Here is a 594-nt window from a genome sequence, read left to right as displayed (position 1 = left end):
GTTGGGATATCGCCAAGCGGTAAGGCAGCAGGTTTTGATCCTGCCATTCCCAGGTTCAAATCCTGGTATCCCAGCCACTTTCTCTACCAAGAGAGTGAATAAGAAAACTCACGCTAAGAGTTTAAATTAGCAAACCTTATGATGCGGGAGTGGCGGAATTGGCTGGTGTCTTGATTAGACGCTGGATTTAGGTTCCATTACTATACACTTGCATCACACAATGTGCGGGAGTGGCGGAATTGGTAGACGCGCTGGATTTAGGTTCCAGTAACTTCGGTTGTGAGAGTTCAAGTCTCTCCTTCCGCACCATGTTCTTAAGTAGAACTAAAACTCTTCAAGTTTAGCGTTGGGATATCGCCAAGCGGTAAGGCAGCAGGTTTTGATCCTGCCATTCCCAGGTTCAAATCCTGGTATCCCAGCCACTTTCTCTACCAAGAGAGTGAATAAGAAAACTCACGCTAAGAGTTTAAATTAGCAAACCTTATGATGCGGGAGTGGCGGAATTGGCTGGTGTCTTGATTAGACGCTGGATTTAGGTTCCATTACTATACACTTGCATGATTTAGGTTCCATTACTATACACTTGCATCACAC

At 45.1% G+C, this 594-nt stretch carries 3 tRNA genes; all 3 read left to right on the top strand.

Features of this window, described 5'->3' with window-relative positions:
* Positions 1–2: 2 nt before the first annotated feature.
* The 3 genes from L1D51_RS21660 (at position 3) to L1D51_RS21650 (ending at position 422) form a co-directional block, all read left to right on the top strand.
* Positions 3–77 (top strand) — tRNA-Gln (locus L1D51_RS21660).
* A gap of 147 nt (positions 78–224) precedes the next feature.
* A tRNA-Leu gene (locus L1D51_RS21655) sits at positions 225–309 on the top strand.
* Positions 310–347: 38 nt separating this feature from the next.
* Positions 348–422, top strand: a tRNA-Gln gene (locus tag L1D51_RS21650).
* Positions 423–594: the final 172 nt, after the last annotated feature.

Origin of the sequence: Pseudoalteromonas shioyasakiensis (assembly GCF_022398475.1) — a bacterium.
GTDB lineage: Bacteria > Pseudomonadota > Gammaproteobacteria > Enterobacterales > Alteromonadaceae > Pseudoalteromonas.
This window is presented reverse-complemented; position numbering and strand designations above follow the sequence as displayed.